Annotated in this window: 17 protein-coding genes; 7 read left to right on the top strand and 10 right to left on the bottom strand. The window is 55.8% G+C overall.

All coding sequences use genetic code 11. The annotated features are described in order from the left end of the window. The first annotated feature begins 100 nt into the window (after window positions 1–100). Window positions 101–439, top strand: coding sequence for a FlxA-like family protein (locus tag LDK53_RS07860; RefSeq protein WP_225285332.1), 339 nt, complete (start codon window positions 101–103; stop codon window positions 437–439). Here the strand turns inward: LDK53_RS07860 and LDK53_RS07855 are convergent. Further along, on the bottom strand, window positions 436–1,371 hold the full coding sequence (locus LDK53_RS07855; protein ID WP_095451902.1) for a LysR family transcriptional regulator: 936 nt from the start codon (window positions 1,369–1,371) through the stop codon (window positions 436–438). The two genes, LDK53_RS07860 and LDK53_RS07855, sit on opposite strands and share 4 nt — an antisense overlap. 89 nt (window positions 1,372–1,460) lie before the next feature. Here LDK53_RS07855 and LDK53_RS07850 point away from each other — a divergent pair, with 89 nt between their 5' ends. After that, the gene (locus tag LDK53_RS07850; RefSeq protein ID WP_095441530.1) at window positions 1,461–2,456 is read left to right on the top strand and encodes a bile acid:sodium symporter family protein; all 996 of its coding nucleotides are present in this window, start codon (window positions 1,461–1,463) and stop codon (window positions 2,454–2,456) included. Here LDK53_RS07850 and LDK53_RS07845 read toward each other — a convergent pair. The 3 genes from LDK53_RS07845 to zipA all read right to left on the bottom strand — a co-directional run bounded on the left by LDK53_RS07845 (window position 2,453) and on the right by zipA (window position 5,738). Continuing rightward, on the bottom strand, window positions 2,453–2,668 hold the full coding sequence (locus LDK53_RS07845) for a DUF3820 family protein (protein WP_003861328.1): 216 nt from the start codon (window positions 2,666–2,668) through the stop codon (window positions 2,453–2,455). The two genes, LDK53_RS07850 and LDK53_RS07845, sit on opposite strands and share 4 nt — an antisense overlap. Before the next feature lies 1 nt (window position 2,669). Then, window positions 2,670–4,685, bottom strand: a complete 2,016-nt coding sequence (gene ligA, locus LDK53_RS07840) for an NAD-dependent DNA ligase LigA (protein ID WP_225285330.1) — start codon at window positions 4,683–4,685, stop codon at window positions 2,670–2,672. 69 nt (window positions 4,686–4,754) lie between these two features. After that, entirely contained in the window at window positions 4,755–5,738 is a 984-nt protein-coding gene (gene zipA / locus LDK53_RS07835) for a cell division protein ZipA (RefSeq protein WP_225285327.1), read from the bottom strand. Between the two features lie 230 nt (window positions 5,739–5,968). Between zipA and cysZ the strand changes: the two genes are divergently transcribed. The 5 genes from cysZ (at window position 5,969) to crr (ending at window position 10,762) form a co-directional block, all read left to right on the top strand. Continuing rightward, window positions 5,969–6,730 carry a sulfate transporter CysZ gene (gene cysZ / locus LDK53_RS07830; RefSeq protein ID WP_225285297.1) on the top strand — a complete coding sequence of 254 codons (762 nt, stop codon included), beginning with the start codon at window positions 5,969–5,971 and terminating at the stop codon, window positions 6,728–6,730. Between the two features lie 163 nt (window positions 6,731–6,893). Next, window positions 6,894–7,865, top strand: a complete 972-nt coding sequence (cysK, locus tag LDK53_RS07825; protein ID WP_014884739.1) for a cysteine synthase A — start codon at window positions 6,894–6,896, stop codon at window positions 7,863–7,865. Window positions 7,866–8,182: 317 nt separating this feature from the next. Continuing rightward, the gene (gene ptsH / locus LDK53_RS07820) at window positions 8,183–8,440 is read left to right on the top strand and encodes a phosphocarrier protein Hpr (RefSeq protein WP_000487600.1); all 258 of its coding nucleotides are present in this window, start codon (window positions 8,183–8,185) and stop codon (window positions 8,438–8,440) included. A 44-nt stretch (window positions 8,441–8,484) separates the two neighbouring features. Further along, on the top strand, window positions 8,485–10,212 hold the full coding sequence (gene ptsI / locus LDK53_RS07815) for a phosphoenolpyruvate-protein phosphotransferase PtsI (protein ID WP_008501604.1): 1,728 nt from the start codon (window positions 8,485–8,487) through the stop codon (window positions 10,210–10,212). A gap of 40 nt (window positions 10,213–10,252) precedes the next feature. Beyond that, complete coding sequence (gene crr, locus LDK53_RS07810; protein ID WP_003861316.1) at window positions 10,253–10,762, top strand: PTS glucose transporter subunit IIA; 510 nt, start codon at window positions 10,253–10,255, stop codon at window positions 10,760–10,762. Window positions 10,763–10,806: 44 nt separating this feature from the next. On the opposite strand, the gene pdxK is transcribed toward crr, so the two are convergent. The 6 genes from pdxK to LDK53_RS07780 form a co-directional block, all read right to left on the bottom strand. Continuing rightward, on the bottom strand, window positions 10,807–11,643 hold the full coding sequence (gene pdxK, locus LDK53_RS07805) for a pyridoxine/pyridoxal/pyridoxamine kinase (RefSeq protein WP_225285295.1): 837 nt from the start codon (window positions 11,641–11,643) through the stop codon (window positions 10,807–10,809). 5 nt (window positions 11,644–11,648) lie between these two features. Next, window positions 11,649–12,560: a cysteine synthase CysM gene (cysM, locus tag LDK53_RS07800; protein WP_225285293.1), complete on the bottom strand. Its 912-nt coding sequence runs from the start codon at window positions 12,558–12,560 to the stop codon at window positions 11,649–11,651. A 118-nt stretch (window positions 12,561–12,678) separates the two neighbouring features. Continuing rightward, the gene (cysA, locus tag LDK53_RS07795; RefSeq protein ID WP_023615695.1) at window positions 12,679–13,773 is read right to left on the bottom strand and encodes a sulfate/thiosulfate ABC transporter ATP-binding protein CysA; all 1,095 of its coding nucleotides are present in this window, start codon (window positions 13,771–13,773) and stop codon (window positions 12,679–12,681) included. Then, window positions 13,763–14,638: a sulfate/thiosulfate ABC transporter permease CysW gene (gene cysW / locus LDK53_RS07790; RefSeq protein WP_025758780.1), complete on the bottom strand. Its 876-nt coding sequence runs from the start codon at window positions 14,636–14,638 to the stop codon at window positions 13,763–13,765. The genes cysA and cysW overlap by 11 nt, the downstream gene beginning before the upstream one ends. Continuing rightward, window positions 14,638–15,471 carry a sulfate/thiosulfate ABC transporter permease CysT gene (gene cysT / locus LDK53_RS07785; protein WP_045286558.1) on the bottom strand — a complete coding sequence of 278 codons (834 nt, stop codon included), beginning with the start codon at window positions 15,469–15,471 and terminating at the stop codon, window positions 14,638–14,640. The genes cysW and cysT overlap by 1 nt, the downstream gene beginning before the upstream one ends. Beyond that, complete coding sequence (locus tag LDK53_RS07780; protein ID WP_155031528.1) at window positions 15,471–16,484, bottom strand: sulfate ABC transporter substrate-binding protein; 1,014 nt, start codon at window positions 16,482–16,484, stop codon at window positions 15,471–15,473. Before LDK53_RS07780 ends, cysT begins: the two co-directional genes overlap by 1 nt. Window positions 16,485–16,532: the final 48 nt, after the last annotated feature.

The following is a 16,532-nucleotide window of genomic DNA, read 5'->3' as shown; positions in this document are numbered from 1 at the left end:
TTTTTGCTATCTGCGATATAAAAAATGTGAACCTGCCGCATTTTCCTCAAGCTAATCCCGTCGGTGCCGATACCTCTGTTTTATAACGCGAGGAAAAAGTATGACGACCATTCAGGCTTCAACCCAACCTATTCAGATCAGCGGCGGGAGCGGTACTTCCAGCAGTAACGATATCGCCGCGCAAATCAGCCGCATTCTCGATAAGATCAAAAAGCTGACTCAGCAGTTAAAAGAGCTGGCGAACAGCCCCGGCAGCACGGATGAGAAAAAAAAGCAGCAGGAACTGATTCAGACCCAGATCAAAGTGCTGCAGGCGCAGCTCGCCGCGCTGCAGCGCCAGCAGGCAGAAGAGGCGCAGAAGAAACAGGATCAAAAGCTCGGCAAAGTGGAAGGTGTGAACAGCCCGTCAGACTCGCATCAGATCGACATCTACATCTAATCTTCTGATGCGTTAAACAGTGGGTCGCGTATGCGGGCCTCGGTTAATCGCTGTGCCTGAATACGCACCACTTCCCAGATGGCCTGGGCGGCCCCCGAGAGGGAACGATTTTTTCGCCGGACCAGCATCAGCTTTCTCTCCACAACGGGCGTGAGTCGCTTCACGGCCAGCCGGCTTCCCTGCGGCAGGGGAAGCGCCAGAGCCGGCAACACGCTGATCCCGATTCCGGCTTCCACCATCGGAAACAGCGTCGCCGGGTGACCAATTTCCTGTACGATCGTTGCCGTTACGCCCTGATTCACCAGCGCGGAGTCAATCAACGGACGGCTGCCCGAGGCATAGTCCTGTAATACCAGATTTGCGCCCTGCAGGCGCTGCCAACTGACCTCCGGCAAGATTGCCAGCGGATCGTCGTCCCGACAGAGCAGTAAAAAAGGCTCTGAAAGCACGCTCTCACACGTCAGATCGCTCACCTGGCCGGGATCGATAACAATACCGAAATCCACATCTCCCTGGCGGATGCTTTCCAGCACCCACTGCTGCGGCCTGTCATGCAACACAAAATCGATATCCGGATAACGCTGGTTGCCCTCTGCGATACATTGCGGGATAAGGTGTGCAGAAATTGTCTGGCTGGCTGCGACCCGCACCGTACCCGAAAGCTGCTGCCCCAGTCTCCCGACGTCTCTGAGCGTGCTGTTCAGTTCATCCAGCAGCCGTTCGAGGCGCAAAGCCAGCTGTTGCCCCGCTTCGGTCAGGACAACCTCGCGCGTGGTACGGTCAAGCAGCCTCACGCCGGTCTGATTCTCCAGCTCTTTCACACTGTGGCTGACCGCCGACTGGCTCAGGCCAATCATCTCCCCTGCCCGACTAAAGCTGCGGGCATGCGCGACGGTAACGAAAATACGAAGCTGGCGTAAGGAGTAATTCATCTGTTTCGCTCATGAATGGATGCAATAAATCAATTTTATTTCTCAAATGGAAAAAAGCACAATAGCGACATCTGTTTTCAGGAGTCATTATGAAACTATTTCGTATTGTTGATCCGTTTACGCTTACCCTGGTCATTACCGTTTTACTGGCCTCTTTCTTTCCCGCTCGCGGGGGATTCGTCCCGTTCTTTGAAGGGCTAACCACGGCCGCCATCGCCCTGCTGTTCTTTATGCACGGGGCGAAACTCTCCCGCGAAGCCATTATCGCCGGCGGTAGCCACTGGCGACTGCATCTGTGGGTGATGTGCAGCACCTTTATTCTTTTCCCGATCCTCGGCGTGCTGTTTGCCTGGTGGGCGCCGGTTAACGTCGACCCGGCGCTCTACACCGGTTTCCTGTATCTGTGTATTTTGCCGGCCACCGTTCAGTCCGCCATTGCGTTTACCTCTCTGGCGGGAGGGAACGTAGCGGCCGCCGTCTGCTCGGCATCGGCATCCAGTCTGCTGGGGATTTTCGTCTCCCCGCTGCTGGTCGGCCTGCTGATGAACATGCACGGCGCGGAAGGTAACCTTGAGCAGGTGGGCAAAATCTGCCTGCAACTGCTGCTGCCGTTTGTGCTGGGCCATCTCTCCCGACCGTGGACCGGCGCGTTTGTGGCAAAGCACAAGAAATGGATTTCAAAAACCGACCAGTCGTCGATTCTGCTGGTGGTCTATTCCGCCTTCAGTGAAGCGGTCGTGAACGGGATCTGGCACAAGGTGGGTGCAGGCTCGCTGCTGTTTATCGTGGTAGTCAGCCTCATCCTGCTGGCGATTGTGATTGCCGTGAACGTCTTTGTGGCACGCAAGTGCGGATTCAACAAAGCGGATGAGATCACCATTGTCTTCTGCGGTTCGAAGAAGAGCCTGGCAAACGGTATCCCGATGGCCAACATTCTGTTCCCGACCTCGGTGATTGGGATGATGGTGCTACCGCTGATGATTTTCCATCAGATCCAGCTCATGGTCTGCGCGGTGCTGGCGCGTCGCTATAAGCGCCAGACGGAAAAACTGGCGCAGGAAGAGACCCGCGCCGCGAAGGCTTAAGGACGTTTCAGGGGCTGGACCAGTTGGGTCAGCCCCTCCGTTTTGATCAGTAACGTGATAGCCATCAGCTCGCCCAGTCGCCCGGCCGGAAATTCATCCTTGCGGGCAAACCACAGCAGATACTCCTCCGGCAGGTCAATCAGCCTGCGGCCCTTATATTTACCGAACGGCATCTCCGTATTGGCGATCTCGACGAGCTGCTCTTTCTCCACCTTACTCTCCTAACAGACGCATCATTTCCGCTTCGTCGATAACCTCAATCCCCAGTTCCTGGGCTTTCGCCAGCTTAGAACCGGCGGCTTCCCCGGCGATCACCAGGTCGGTTTTCTTCGACACGCTGCCCGCCACTTTTGCCCCCAGCGCCACCAGACGCGCTTTCGCATCGTCGCGTGAAAGCTGGCTCAGGCTACCGGTCAGCACCACTGTTTTACCGGCGAACGGGCTGTCGATCTCTTCGGCATTGACGACGACCGGCGCAGGCCATTTGATGCCCTCTGCCAGCAGCTTGCCGATGACCTCGCGGTTGCTCTCTTCAGCAAAGAAGTTAAAGACATGCGTGGCGACGACGATGCCGACATCCGGAACTTTCTGCAGTTCGTCGATGCTCGCGTTTTCCAGCGCCTCCAGCGTACCAAAATACGCCGCCAGCCCTGCTGCCGTCGCTTCACCCACTTCACGAATGCCGAGCGCATAAAGGAAACGGGCGAAGGTGGTCTCTTTAGCCGCTTCCAGGGCGTTAACCACATTTTGGGCCGACTTTGGCCCCATGCGGTCAAGACCTGTCAGCTTGCCCGCGGTCAGTTTGAAGAGATCCGCGGGGGTATGGACATACTCTTTCTCAACCAGCTGGTCGATAATCTTGTCGCCCATGCCGTCGACGTCCATCGCCCGACGGGAGACAAAGTGCTTCAGTGACTCTTTACGCTGCGCGCCACAGATTAAACCGCCCGTGCAGCGCGCCACCGCTTCACCTTCCACACGCTCAACGTCAGAGCCACACACCGGGCAATGGGTCGGGAAGACAACTTCGCGCGTATCGTCAGGACGTTCTGACTCAACGACGTTAACCACCTGCGGGATCACATCGCCCGCGCGGCGGATCACCACTTTGTCACCGATACGCAGACCAAGGCGCTCGATCTCATCGGCATTATGCAGCGTGGCGTTACTCACCAGCACACCCGCAACCTGCACCGGCGCCAGACGCGCGACAGGAGTGATGGCGCCCGTCCGTCCCACCTGGAACTCCACGTCGCGCACAAAGGTCATCTGCTCCTGGGCCGGGAACTTAAACGCCACCGCCCAGCGCGGCGCACGCGCCACAAAGCCCAGCTGCTCCTGCAGCGCCAGCGAGTTTACCTTAATGACCACACCATCAATGTCGAAACCGAGTGTCGGACGGTCCTCTTCAACCTTGTGATAGAACGCAAGCACCGCCTCCGGTGAGTCGCAAAGCTGGACGCGGTTGCTTACCGGCAGCCCCCATGCCTTAAACTGCAGCAGACGGCCGAGATGCGTATCCGGCAGCTCGCCGCCTTCCAGAATACCGACACCGTAGCAGAAGAAAGTAAGCGGTCGCTTCGCGGTGATGCGCGGATCCAGCTGACGCAGGGAGCCTGCCGCCGCATTACGCGGGTTTGCAAACACCTTCCCACCGGTGCGGCGCGCTTCCTCGTTGATTTTCTCGAAGCCCGCCTGCGGGAGGAACACTTCGCCACGCACTTCCAGACGCGCTGGAATGTTGTCACCCTGCAGCTTCAGCGGGATCGCGCGAATGGTTCGCACGTTGGTGGTAATGTCTTCCCCCGTGGTGCCATCCCCTCGGGTCGCAGCACGCACCAGTACGCCGTTTTCGTAGAGAAGGCTGACTGCCAGGCCATCCAGCTTCAGCTCGCAGCACCAGGTCAGAGAGTCGTTGCTTTTCAGGCGATCCTGTACGCGCTTGTTAAACGCCAGGAAGCTCTCTTCATCGAAAACGTTATCCAGCGACAGCATCGGTACTTCATGACGTACCTGGCTGAATGCCCCCAGCGGCTCGGCGCCAACGCGCTGGGTGGGGGAATCAGGGGTGATAAGTTCCGGGTGCTGCGCCTCTAATTCACGCAGCTCGCGCATCAGGCGGTCATACTCGGCATCCGGGACTTCCGGCGCGTCCATAACATGATAGAGATATTCATGATGGCGAAGCGTGGTTCGCAGTTCAGTGAGTTGTTGTTCGATTGAGTCCATATCACACCATCAATGAGAAAAAACCCCCGACATGCGGGGGTTGAGGAGGAGTTGAAGTAAACGCGACGATTACGCGTTGGCTTCCTTCACTTCGCGGATGCGGTCCTGATACTCGCGCAGTTTCTGCGGCGTCATCATGCGACGCTGGTCGTCGAGTACCACACCACCGACTTCGTCGGCGATATGCTGAGCGGACTGCAGCATCAGCTTAAAGTTTTGCAGTTCATCACCGTAGGACGGCACCTGCATAAAGATAGTGACGCCCGGGGTCACGAAATCACCGGTCATTTCCGGATCAAAAGTGCCAGGGTTGACCATATTGGCCAGGCTGAACAGCGCCGGGCCACTACCGTCAGGACTCAGATGGCGATGGAAAATATTCATATCACCAAACTTGAAACCTGCCTGTTGAATACTGTTAAGCAGCACATCACCGTTGAGATGGCTGCCCTGATGTGCGGCCACGTTCATGATGATCACCGCTTCTTTACGCTGCGGTTTTTCAACAACCGGTTCAGGCTCTGCAACAGGCTCAGGCTCAACGTGCGGGGCCGGGGCAGGCTGCGGGGCAGGCTGCACATGAACAGGCTGCTGCGGCTGTTGTACCGGCTGTGCAGGCTGTTGTTGCACGGGCTGCTGCACAGGCTGCTGTTGAACCGGCTGCGGCTGTGCAGGCTGCTGATGGACAGGCTGTTGCGGCGGCTGGCGCACCGGCTCTTCTACCGGCTGCGGCGCGTGCTGGCGCGGCTGAGCAGAAGCATACGGCGGTTGATACTGGTGCTGCGCTGGACGGGGGGCTTCATGCTCCCCATGAGCCGCGCCGGGCGCAGTATTGACCCGATGAACACGAACTTCACCCACGCCGTCGTCGTCGATGCCATCGATGTCATCTTCACTGTCATCGTCGTCACGACTGGACTTCATGCGCTTCAGTGGGCGATCGCGAAACATAGAGGAACGCTCTTTACGGCTGGTCCAGAAACCATGTACCAGTAAAGCGATTATGGCGATCGCGCCAACAATGATTAATATCAGACGCAAATCCTGCATCATTATATTCTCTGTTGTTCTAACACCTTGCCACCACGGCAAACATTTACTCACTAAGAGTATTTGCCGTTTACGTCAAGTGCAAGTGCGTGCAGAGCATTCGCAGCATAAAGATGAAGGAAATCGTGCTTTTTGCTGGTTTTTCGAACATTTCCGAACTGGTCATTGGTCCGTAAGTGGATAATATAGGCGGGCAATTCCACTGGTTGTGAAAAAAGGAGTACAGCCTGGTTATGGTTTCAACATCTTCTTCTCCCCCGCGCAGCGGTGTCTGGTATTTTTCTCAGGGCTGGAAACTGGTCTCCCTGCCGGGTATTCGACGCTTCGTCATTCTGCCGCTGCTGATCAACATTATTCTGATGGGCGGCGCGTTCTGGTGGCTGTTCACAAAGCTGGAGAGCTGGATCCCGTCGCTGATGAGCCATGTGCCAGACTGGCTGCAGTGGCTTAACTACCTGCTCTGGCCGGTGGCGGTGATCTCCGTGCTGCTGGTGTTTGGGTACTTCTTCTCAACGATTGCGAACTGGATAGCTGCCCCGTTTAACGGCCTGCTGGCGGAACAGCTGGAAGCACGCCTGACCGGAGCGAAGCCACCGGATACCGGCATACTGGGGATCATGAAAGATCTTCCCCGTATCATGAAGCGCGAGTGGCAGAAATTTGTCTGGTACCTGCCCCGGGCGATTGTGCTGCTCATCCTCTATTTTGTGCCCGGCATTGGCCAGACGGTAGCGCCGGTACTGTGGTTCCTCTTCAGCGCCTGGATGCTGGCTATTCAGTACTGCGATTACCCGTTCGATAACCATAAGGTGCCGTTTAAAGAGATGCGCACCGCCCTGCGCACCCGCAAGGTCGCCAATATGCAGTTCGGCGCCCTCACCAGCCTCTTCACGATGATCCCCTTCCTCAATTTGTTCATCATGCCGGTGGCGGTATGTGGCGCGACGGCGATGTGGGTGGACTGCTACCGTGCTAAGCACGCGTTATGGAAATAATGCAAAAATGTGTAAAGCAGGGGTGGCTTATGCCGCCCCTTATTCCATACTGATCCCCATTATTTCCTTGCAGTATATAGATATGCGAATTCCTTACTTCCCCCTACCTGCTCAACAGGTATGCTGGGTCGGTATCCCAATTTCATACAGTTAAGGACAGGCCATGAGTAAGATTTATGAAGACAACTCGCTGACTATCGGTCATACGCCCCTGGTTCGACTGAACCGTATCGGTAATGGACGCATTCTGGCGAAGGTCGAATCACGTAACCCGAGCTTCAGCGTAAAATGCCGTATCGGTGCAAACATGATTTGGGATGCTGAAAAACGTGGCGTACTGAAGCCTGGCGTTGAGCTGGTGGAACCGACCAGCGGCAACACCGGTATCGCTCTGGCCTATGTGGCGGCGGCACGTGGCTATAAACTGACGCTGACCATGCCTGAAACCATGAGCATTGAACGCCGCAAGCTGCTCAAAGCGCTGGGCGCGAACCTGGTCCTGACCGAAGGCGCGAAAGGCATGAAAGGTGCCATTCAGAAAGCCGAAGAGATCGTGGCCAGCGATCCGGCGAAATACCTGCTGCTTCAGCAGTTCAGCAACCCGGCTAACCCGGAAATTCACGAAAAGACTACCGGCCCGGAAATCTGGGAAGACACTGACGGCCAGGTTGATGTCTTTATCTCCGGCGTGGGTACCGGCGGTACGCTGACCGGCGTGTCGCGCTACATTAAAGGCACAAAAGGTAAAAAAGACCTGATCACCGTTGCGGTTGAACCCACTGACTCCCCGGTCATCACCCAGGCGCTGGCAGGCGAAGAGCTTAAACCAGGCCCGCACAAAATCCAGGGTATTGGCGCAGGTTTCATTCCGGGCAACCTGGATCTGAAGCTTATTGATAAAGTGGTGACCATCACTAACGAAGAAGCCATCTCTACCGCGCGTCGCCTGATGGATGAAGAAGGCATTCTGGCGGGTATCTCTTCCGGTGCGGCCGTTGCGGCAGCGCTCAAACTTCAGGAAGACGAAGCCTTTACCAACAAGAATATTGTGGTTATCCTTCCTTCTTCGGGTGAGCGTTACTTGAGCACCGCACTGTTTGCCGATCTCTTCACGGAAAAAGAGCTGCAACAGTAATGCCAGCATGTTAATAACGCGTAAAAAAGCACCTTTTCAGGTGCTTTTTTGTGGCCTGCTTCAAACTTTTACCCCTCCTGGCATTGCTTCACCCCGTAGGGTCTGGTATTTAAACCAGCAATTATTTTGATGCGTGAAATTAATCAGTGAACGAAATAGCCTTGCTGAATCGATTTTATGATTTGGTTCAAGTCTTGCTTTCGCTGCATAATGTTTAATGACGATCGAAACGTCAGCGCTAACAATACAGGCTAAAGTTCAGTCGCCAGGCTAGACTTTAGTTCCACAACACTAAACCTATAAGTTGGGGAAATACAATGTTCCAGCAAGAAGTTACCATTACCGCTCCGAACGGTCTGCACACCCGCCCTGCTGCTCAGTTTGTTAAAGAAGCGAAAGGCTTCACTTCTGAAATCACTGTGACTTCCAACGGCAAAAGCGCCAGCGCAAAAAGCCTGTTCAAACTGCAGACTCTGGGCCTGACTCAGGGCACCGTAGTCACCATCTCTGCGGAAGGTGAAGACGAGCAGAAAGCAGTTGAGCATCTGGTAAAACTGATGGCTGAGCTCGAGTAAGTTTCCGGGTTCTTTTAAATATCAGTCACAAGTAAGGTAGGGTTATGATTTCAGGCATTTTAGCATCCCCGGGTATCGCTTTCGGCAAAGCACTGCTGCTGAAAGAAGACGAGATCGTCATCGACCGGAAAAAAATTTCTGCCGACAAGGTTGATCAGGAAGTTGAACGTTTTCTGAGCGGTCGTGCCAAGGCATCTGCGCAACTGGAAGCAATCAAAACTAAAGCTGGCGAAACTTTCGGTGAAGAAAAAGAAGCCATCTTCGAAGGGCACATCATGCTGCTCGAAGATGAGGAGCTGGAGCAGGAAATCATAGCCCTGATTAAAGATAAAGGCATGACGGCCGACGCGGCTGCCCATGAAGTTATCGAAGGTCAGGCAACTGCCCTGGAAGAACTGGATGATGAATACCTGAAAGAGCGTGCGGCTGACGTACGTGACATCGGTAAGCGCCTGCTGCGCAACATCCTGGGCCTGGCCATTATCGACCTGAGCGCGATTCAGGATGAAGTGATCCTGGTTGCCGCTGACCTCACCCCGTCTGAAACCGCACAGCTGAACCTGAAAAAGGTCCTCGGTTTCATCACCGATGCGGGCGGCCGTACCTCCCACACCTCTATCATGGCGCGTTCTCTGGAACTGCCTGCCATCGTGGGTACCGGTAGCGTCACCTCTCAGGTGAAAAACGGTGACTATCTGATTCTGGATGCCGTAAACAATCTGGTTTACGTCAACCCAACTAACGAAGAGATCGAGAAACTGCGCGCAGTTCAGGAGCAGGTTGCGACTGAAAAAGCGGAACTCGCTAAGCTGAAAGACCTGCCAGCCATTACCCTGGACGGCCATCAGGTAGAAGTGTGCGCAAACATCGGTACCGTTCGCGACGTTGATGGCGCTGAGCGTAACGGTGCGGAAGGCGTAGGTCTCTATCGTACTGAATTCCTGTTCATGGACCGTGACGCCCTGCCGACTGAAGAAGAGCAGTTCGCAGCGTACAAAGCGGTGGCTGAAGCCTGTGGCTCTCAGGCCGTTATCGTCCGTACCATGGACATCGGTGGCGACAAAGAGCTGCCGTACATGAACTTCCCGAAAGAAGAGAACCCGTTCCTGGGCTGGCGTGCAGTACGTATCGCCATGGATCGTAAAGAGATCCTGCGCGATCAGGTTCGTGCGATCCTGCGTGCCTCCGCTTTCGGTAAGCTGCGCATTATGTTCCCGATGATCATCTCTGTTGAAGAAGTGCGTGCACTGAAGAAAGAGATCGAAATCTACAAACAGGAACTGCGTGACGAAGGTAAAGCGTTTGACGAGTCAATTGAGATCGGCGTGATGGTGGAAACACCAGCGGCGGCAACCATTGCGCGTCATTTAGCCAAAGAAGTTGATTTCTTTAGTATCGGCACCAATGATTTAACGCAGTACACCCTGGCAGTTGACCGTGGTAATGATATGATTTCACATCTCTACCAGCCAATGTCACCGTCCGTACTGAACTTGATCAAGCAAGTTATTGATGCTTCTCATGCAGAAGGTAAATGGACTGGCATGTGTGGTGAGCTTGCAGGCGACGAACGTGCTACACTTCTGTTGCTGGGTATGGGTCTGGACGAATTCTCTATGAGCGCCATTTCCATCCCGCGCATTAAGAAGATTATCCGTAACACGAACTTCGAAGATGCGAAGGTGTTAGCAGAGCAGGCTCTTGCTCAACCGACAACGGACGAGTTAATGACGCTGGTTAACAAGTTCATTGAAGAAAAAACAATCTGCTAATCCACGAGATGCGGCCCAAATTACTGCTTAGGAGAAGATCATGGGTTTGTTCGATAAACTGAAATCTCTGGTTTCTGATGATAAGAAAGACTCCGGAACTATTGAGATTGTTGCTCCGCTCTCCGGCGAGATCGTCAACATCGAAGACGTGCCGGATGTAGTGTTTGCTGAGAAAATCGTTGGTGATGGCATTGCTATCAAACCAACTGGCAACAAAATGGTTGCTCCAGTTGACGGCACCATCGGTAAAATTTTTGAAACCAACCATGCGTTCTCTATCGAATCTGATAGCGGTATCGAACTGTTCGTTCACTTCGGTATCGACACCGTTGAACTGAAAGGCGAAGGCTTCAAACGTATCGCGGAAGAAGGTCAGCGTGTTAAAGTTGGCGACCCGGTCATTGAATTCGATCTGCCACTGCTGGAAGAAAAAGCCAAGTCTACCCTGACGCCGGTTGTTATTTCCAACATGGACGAAATCAAAGAACTGATCAAACTGTCTGGCAGCGTCACCGTGGGTGAAACCCCGGTTATCCGCATCAAGAAGTAATTCTTGCCGCACAGTAAAATGGCGCCTTCGGGCGCCATTTTTGTTTATGCGGGGAGGATGAGTTCGTCATACCCTTTCGACTGCGTATACAGCATCACGTCAGTCACCCGATCGCCGGCCATACGGATGGCATCGGCAACGGTTTTCCCCTCAACAATGCCGCTCACCAGTTCCGAGCAGAACAGATCGCCCGTTCCTTTCAGATCGGTTTCCACGCGTGGATGCGCGCTGACGGTAACCCCCTCACGCGTGACCAGCACCACGTGGATGTTTTGCGGATCGTCAGCCACCGGCGCGCTGGTGATGGCCACCCATTTCAGCGTGTCGGAGAGCAATCCCTGTGCTGCTGCAATCGCGCTTTCCGGCGTACGACACGGTTTGCCGCTTAAGACTCCCAGTTCGTAGACGTTTGGCGTAATCCCCTGCGCCAGCGGCAGCAGGTGCTCCCTATACGCTTCGGGAATATCGGGCTTCACGTACATCCCGCTGTCGATATCGCCGATAACCGGGTCGACCAGCACCAGCAGGTCTGGATGCTGCGCTTTAACCGCCTTCAACCACTGCGCCAGCAGGGCAATCTGGCTGGCGCTGCCCATATAGCCGGTTGTGACCGCTTTAAGCTCGCGCAGGATCTCGCGCTCTTCCAGCGCTTTCAGATAGCCGCTGAACCACTCATCGGGGATCACCCCGCCGTAAAAGGTGTCATAGTGCGGTGTGTTGCTAAACAGCACCGTCGGTACGGCGGTGACGTTCAGCCTGTGGGTACGAATATTCGGTACCGCGATACTGTTCCCGACGCTGCCGTAAACCACCTGCGACTGCACCGCGACAATGTCGGTTTGCTGCGCCCGGGTGTTATCCCGGAATAGAATCATCTCCATGACGCTTAAATCCCCGCCCCCTGCGAATAACTCTCTTCACCAAAAACGCCGGTCGACAGATAGCGATCGCCGCGGTCGCAGATAATCGCCACCACAACGGCATCGGGATTCTCCTGCGCTACCCGAATCGCGCCTGCCACCGCGCCACCCGAACTGACCCCGCAAAAGATGCCTTCACGCACGGCCAGTTCACGCATGGTATTCTCCGCCTCGCGCTGATGAATATCCAGCACCTGATCCACCAGCTGCGCATTAAAAATGCCCGGCATATATTCCGCAGGCCAGCGGCGAATGCCAGGAATGCTGCTTCCCTCTTCCGGCTGCAGCCCAACGATGGTGACGGCTTTCGCCTGCTCGCGCAGAAAACGCGACACGCCGGTAATGGTGCCGGTGGTACCCATGCTGGAGACAAAATGGGTGATCCGTCCGTCGGTCTGCTGCCAGATTTCCGGGCCGGTGGTGGTGTAGTGGGCGTAAGGGTTGTCCGGGTTGTTGAACTGATCGAGCAGTTTACCCTCGCCGCGCTCGGCCATGGCTAATGCTAAATCGCGCGCGCCTTCCATTCCCTGCTCTTTGGTCACCAGAATCAGTTCGGCCCCGTACGCACGCATCGCGGCGCGGCGCTCCTGGCTCATGTTGTCCGGCATCAGCAGCTTCATACGGTAGCCTTTCAGCGCCGCAATCATCGCCAGAGCGATACCGGTGTTGCCGCTGGTGGCTTCGATCAGCACATCGCCGGGTTTGATTTCACCGCGCTTTTCGGCCTGGACGATCATCGACAGCGCCGCACGATCTTTTACCGACCCGGCCGGGTTATTGCCTTCGAGTTTGACCCAGATTTCACTGCCGTTAGCTGGCCCCATGCGCTGAAGTTTGACCAGAGGGGTGTTGCCGATGGTGTGTTCGAGTGTATTCACGATTTTTACTCAATAAAAAAGCCGGGTGGCGTTTCGCTTACCCGGCCTACAAGACGCAGTTTTAGCTGTAGGCCCGGTCAGCGCAGCGCCACCGGGCGATAAACATCCTAATAACCTATCAGGCTGACTCCGCCAGAGCAATATCCTCGCGCGTCTCGATGCGCTCATTTCCGTGATAAATACGGGCATGCTGCAGACCGACAAACAGGCGCTCTCCGCGGTGCGGCGGGACGTCATCGCGCATCACGACGGTCAGCGGCTCGGTATACCAGCCCAGCGGTTGTACCACCAGTTGGGTGTAGTGTCCTTTAGGGCTCGCTTCCAGCACCTGCACCGGCAGCGGTGAATCCAGGCTGGTTCGGCGGCTTACGTCCACTTCCCACGGACGCAGGAACAGATCGACCGGGCCCTGGTGCGCGGAGGTATAGCCCAGCGGCCAGCGGTGCGCCCCGACATGGAATTGACCACCGCGAATGGTGCCCTGCAGACGGTTGACCTCGCCCATAAATTCCAGCACGAAACGGGTCGCCGGTTCACGCCACAGCTGTTCTGGCTCGTCAACCTGTTCAATGTTGCCCTGGCTCATGACCACCACGCGATCCGCGACTTCCATCGCCTCTTCCTGATCGTGGGTCACGAACACGCTGGTAAACTTCAGCTCTTCATGGAGCTGACGCAGCCAGCGGCGCAGCTCTTTACGCACCTGCGCATCCAGCGCGCCGAAGGGTTCATCCAGCAGCAGAATTTGCGGTTCAACGGCTAACGCACGCGCCAGCGCCACGCGCTGTTTCTGCCCGCCGGACAGCTGCGCCGGGAAACGGTCCGCCAGGTGAGCCAGCTGTACCATCTCGAGCAATTTAGTCACTTTCGCCTTAATGGTTGCCGCATCCGGGCGCTCGCGACGCGGCAGCACGGTCAGGCCAAAGGCGATGTTGTCAAACACGGTCATGTGGCGGAACAGCGCGTAGTGCTGGAACACAAAACCGACCTTACGGTCGCGGGCATGCAGACGGCTCACGTCGGTGCCGTGGAAGCGGATATGCCCGCTGGTCTGATGCTCAAGCCCGGCGATAATGCGCAGCAGCGTGGTTTTACCCGAGCCAGACGGCCCCAGCAGCGCCACCATTTGTCCGGAAGGGATATCCAGCGAGATATCATTCAGCACCTGGGTGCGACCAAAAGACTTCTTAATATTGGCAATCTCAATGCTCATGATTTCCCTCCTGATGCTGACGTTTTTCCTGATTTTCTAAACGCCACTGCACCACACTCTTCAAAAACAGGGTCAAAATGGCCATCAGCGTCAGCAACGCTGCGGCAGTAAAGGCGCCGATGGTGTTGTAGTCCTGCTGCAGCAACTCAATCTGCAGCGGCAGCGACAGGGTTTCACCGCGAATGGAGCCGGAGACGACGGAAACGGCACCGAACTCGCCAATTGCGCGGGCGTTGGTCAACACCACGCCGTAAAGCAGCGCCCAGCGGATATTCGGCAGCGTCACGCGGCGGAACATCTGCCAGCCTGACGCGCCCAGCAGCACCGCCGCTTCATCTTCGTTGCTCCCCTGGCTTAACATCACCGGTACCAGCTCACGCACCACAAATGGACAGGTCACGAAGATGGTGACCAGCACCATGCCTGGCCAGGCAAACATGATCTGCAGGTTATGCGCATCCAGCCAGCCGCCCAGCGGACCGTTGGAGCCGTAAAAGAGCAGATACACCAGACCCGCCACCACCGGCGAGACGGCAAAAGGAATATCCAGCAGGGTGAGCAGCAGCTGACGTCCCGGGAAGTTAAAGCGCGTCACCAGCCACGCCAGCAGAGTACCGAACACCAGGTTCACCGGCACGGTGATCAATGCAATCAGCACGGTCAGCCAGATGGCATGGAGCATATCCGGGTTCGCCAGGTTTTCCAGCGCGGGCATCAGTCCCTTGCTGAACGCCTGAACGAAGATATAAATCGTCGGCACGACGAGAATGAGGGCGGACACCAGCACGCCCGCCCCAATCAGAAACCATTTCCCCCAGTTAATGCGGGGCACATCGTATCGCTTCAATTGCGTAACTTCCGCCATCAGTGACCTACCACACGTCGACCAAAGCGACTTTGCAGAGTGTTAATCGAGTACAGCAGCAGCAGCGAGGCCGCCAGGATCACCGAAGCAATCGCACTCGCCGCCGGATAATCAAACTCCTGCAGACGGATGAAAATCATCAGCGAGGTCACTTCCGTTTTCCATGCGATGTTCCCGGCGATAAAAATCACTGCGCCGAACTCACCGAGGCTGCGGGTAAACGACAGCGCAATACCCGCCATCAGCGCCGGGGAGAGCTCCGGCAGAACCACCTTGCGGAAACTCTGCCAGCGCGTGGCGCCGAGCGTTTCCGCCGCTTCTTCATATTCCGGCCCCAACTCTTCCAGCACCGGCTGCACGGTACGCACCACAAACGGAATACTGGTAAAGGCCATCGCTACTGCGATACCGAGCCAGGTATAGGTCACCTTGATGTCAAACTTCGCCAGCCACTCACCGTACAACCCGTTCACGGAGAAGAGCGACGCGAGGGTTAAGCCAGCAACCGCCGTTGGCAGTGCAAACGGCAGATCCATCAGTGCGTCAAGCAGCGTACGGCCCGGGAAGCGATAGCGGGTTAAGATCCACGCCATCAGCAGGCCAAACACGCCGTTAAAAATGGAGGCGACAAACGCTGACAGCAGCGTCACCTTATAGGCCGCCACCACCTGCGGGTTGGTGATGACCTCCCAGTACTGCGCCCAGCTCATCTGAGCGAGCTGCATCACCAGCGCGCTGAGCGGCAACAACAGGATCAGGCAGACGAACAGCAGGCTGGTCCCGAGGCTTAAGGTGAAGCCCGGCAGCACGCGTTTAGTCGATACTGCAAACATTACTTACGCCCCGCCGCCAGCAATTTGTCTAACTCACCGCCGCTGGCAAAGTGCGTTTTCATTACATCAGGCCAGGAGCCGAAATGGTCTTCCACGCGGAACAGCGCGGTCTGCGGGAATTTATCTTTCAGTTTGTTCATCACGTCCGGGTTATTCACGCGGTAGTAGTAATCGGTAATGATGGTCTGCGCCTGCGGGCTGTACAGGTAGTTGAGATAGGCTTTTGCCGCTTTCTCGGTGCCGTTTGCCTGCACGTTTTTATCCACCCACGCCACCGGGAACTCGGCCAGGATGTTGGTTTTTGGGATAATCACCTCAAAGCCCTGCGCCTCATACTGTTTGCGGATGTTGTTCACTTCCGATTCAAAGCTAATCAGCACGTCGCCCAGACCGCGCTCTGCAAAGGTCGTGGTGGCGCCGCGTCCGCCGGTATCAAACACTTCGACGTTTTTCAGGAACTGGGTCATGAACTGCTCGGTTTTCGCTTTGTCGTTACCGTCAGCCTTGTCCGCCGCGCCCCACGCCGCTAAATAGGTGTAACGCGCGTTACCGGAGGTTTTTGGGTTAGGGAAAATCAGCTTCACGTCAGAACGCACCAGGTCGCTCCAGTCGTGAATATTCTTCGGATTGCCCTTGCGCACCAGGAAGCCCATGGTGGAGTAGAACGGCGAGCTGTTGTTCGGCAGACGGCTCTGCCAGTCCGCCGGGATCAGCTTGCCTTTATCGTGCAGGATCTGCACATCAGTGACCTGGTTGTAGGTCACCACGTCCGCTTTCAGCCCCTGAAGGATCGCCAGCGCCTGCTTGGACGAACCGGCATGGGACTGCTTGATGGTCAGCTTATCGCCGTTATTGTCTTTTGCCCACTGCTGCTCAAACGGGGGATTAAGGGCGGCGAACAGCTCGCGGGAGACATCGTATGAACTGTTCAGCAGCTCAGTCGCCTGCGCCTGTGCCACCAGCAGTAAACCTGCCAGCGCCAGAGTTCCTTTTTTCAGTACAGTAACGGCCATTGCGCACCCTTATAAATGTGATGACTATCTTATAGTCATAATATTTAT

Source organism: Enterobacter sp. K16B (genome assembly GCF_020216105.1).
Lineage (GTDB): Bacteria > Pseudomonadota > Gammaproteobacteria > Enterobacterales > Enterobacteriaceae > Enterobacter > Enterobacter sichuanensis.
This window is presented reverse-complemented; position numbering and strand designations above follow the sequence as displayed.

Excerpts from the sequence above, each read along its gene's own strand:
- LDK53_RS07860 (WP_225285332.1), top strand. The coding sequence starts at position 101 with ATGACGACCATTCAGGCTTCAACCCAACCTATTCAGATCAGCGGCGGG.
- LDK53_RS07855 (WP_095451902.1), bottom strand. The coding sequence starts at position 1,371 with ATGAATTACTCCTTACGCCAGCTTCGTATTTTCGTTACCGTCGCGCAT.
- LDK53_RS07850 (WP_095441530.1), top strand. The coding sequence starts at position 1,461 with ATGAAACTATTTCGTATTGTTGATCCGTTTACGCTTACCCTGGTCATT.
- ligA (WP_225285330.1), bottom strand. The coding sequence starts at position 4,685 with ATGGACTCAATCGAACAACAACTCACTGAACTGCGAACCACGCTTCGC.
- zipA (WP_225285327.1), bottom strand. The coding sequence starts at position 5,738 with ATGATGCAGGATTTGCGTCTGATATTAATCATTGTTGGCGCGATCGCC.
- cysZ (WP_225285297.1), top strand. The coding sequence starts at position 5,969 with ATGGTTTCAACATCTTCTTCTCCCCCGCGCAGCGGTGTCTGGTATTTT.
- cysK (WP_014884739.1), top strand. The coding sequence starts at position 6,894 with ATGAGTAAGATTTATGAAGACAACTCGCTGACTATCGGTCATACGCCC.
- ptsH (WP_000487600.1), top strand. The coding sequence starts at position 8,183 with ATGTTCCAGCAAGAAGTTACCATTACCGCTCCGAACGGTCTGCACACC.
- ptsI (WP_008501604.1), top strand. The coding sequence starts at position 8,485 with ATGATTTCAGGCATTTTAGCATCCCCGGGTATCGCTTTCGGCAAAGCA.
- crr (WP_003861316.1), top strand. The coding sequence starts at position 10,253 with ATGGGTTTGTTCGATAAACTGAAATCTCTGGTTTCTGATGATAAGAAA.
- pdxK (WP_225285295.1), bottom strand. The coding sequence starts at position 11,643 with ATGGAGATGATTCTATTCCGGGATAACACCCGGGCGCAGCAAACCGAC.
- cysA (WP_023615695.1), bottom strand. The coding sequence starts at position 13,773 with ATGAGCATTGAGATTGCCAATATTAAGAAGTCTTTTGGTCGCACCCAG.
- cysW (WP_025758780.1), bottom strand. The coding sequence starts at position 14,638 with ATGGCGGAAGTTACGCAATTGAAGCGATACGATGTGCCCCGCATTAAC.
- cysT (WP_045286558.1), bottom strand. The coding sequence starts at position 15,471 with ATGTTTGCAGTATCGACTAAACGCGTGCTGCCGGGCTTCACCTTAAGC.
- LDK53_RS07780 (WP_155031528.1), bottom strand. The coding sequence starts at position 16,484 with ATGGCCGTTACTGTACTGAAAAAAGGAACTCTGGCGCTGGCAGGTTTA.